This is a genomic window from Paenibacillus sp. AR247, assembly GCF_002968895.1.
Taxonomy (GTDB): Bacteria; Bacillota; Bacilli; order Paenibacillales; family Paenibacillaceae; genus Paenibacillus_AQ; species Paenibacillus_AQ favisporus.
This window is the reverse complement of record NZ_PCZT01000073.1, coordinates 1-874: the sequence shown is the minus strand read 5'-3', so window position 1 is coordinate 874 and position 874 is coordinate 1. Positions and strand designations below refer to the sequence as shown.

Sequence of the window (874 nt, the reverse complement as noted above, 5' to 3'; positions counted from 1 at the left end):
GCCATCGCCATTGACACGGCGTGCTCCAGTTCGCTGGTCGCCGTCCACCTGGCCTGCCAGGGGTTGAGGTCCAGGGAGACGGACATGGCATTGGCCGGGGGCGTATTCCTTCAGTCAACGCCTTGGTATTATTTGAGCACCAACAAGGCGGGGATGCTATCGGCTACAGGGCACAGCTATACGTTCGACGAACGTGCCGACGGTTTCGTCCCCGGAGAGGGAGCTGGCGTTCTGGTGCTGAAGCGTCTGAAGGAGGCCTTGGCAGATGGGGACCGGATTTACGGGGTTATTCGGGGCAGCGGGCTCAATCAAGACGGGACGACCAACGGGATCACCGCGCCAAGCGCCCTGTCCCAGGAAAGGCTGGAGTGCGGCGTATACGACAAATACGGCATCGATCCCTCGCATATTCAAGTCGTCGAAGCGCATGGCACCGGAACGAAACTGGGCGATCCGATCGAATACCAGGCGATTACGCGAGCTTTCCGTAAGTATACCGACCGAAGCGGCTACTGCGCGATTGGCTCGATCAAGACCAATATCGGGCATGCCGCTCACGCGGCGGGCGTGGCCGGCATCATCAAAATTTTGCTCGCTTTAAAACACGGGCAAATTCCGCCTACGCTGAATTTCCACCAGGGCAATCCCGGCATTTCGTTCGAAGACAGCCCTTTTTACGTCAATACAAGCCTGAAAGAATGGACCCCGGAAGGGCAGCGCCCAAGGCTTGCCGCCGTCAGCTCATTCGGTTTCAGCGGAACCAACGCCCATGTCGTCATTGAAGAAGCTATAGCTCCTATGCGAGTATCGGCAAGCCGGCCGGGGCACCTGATCGTCTTGTCCGCACGGACCTCTGAGCAGCTGCGTGAGCAGG

1 protein-coding gene is annotated in these 874 nt (G+C 58.9%); it reads left to right on the top strand.

All coding sequences use genetic code 11. The annotated features are described in order from the left end of the window. Positions 1 to 874, top strand: an 874-nt coding sequence (locus CPT76_RS35995; protein ID WP_146116566.1) for a beta-ketoacyl synthase N-terminal-like domain-containing protein, incomplete at both ends; no start/stop codon positions are given.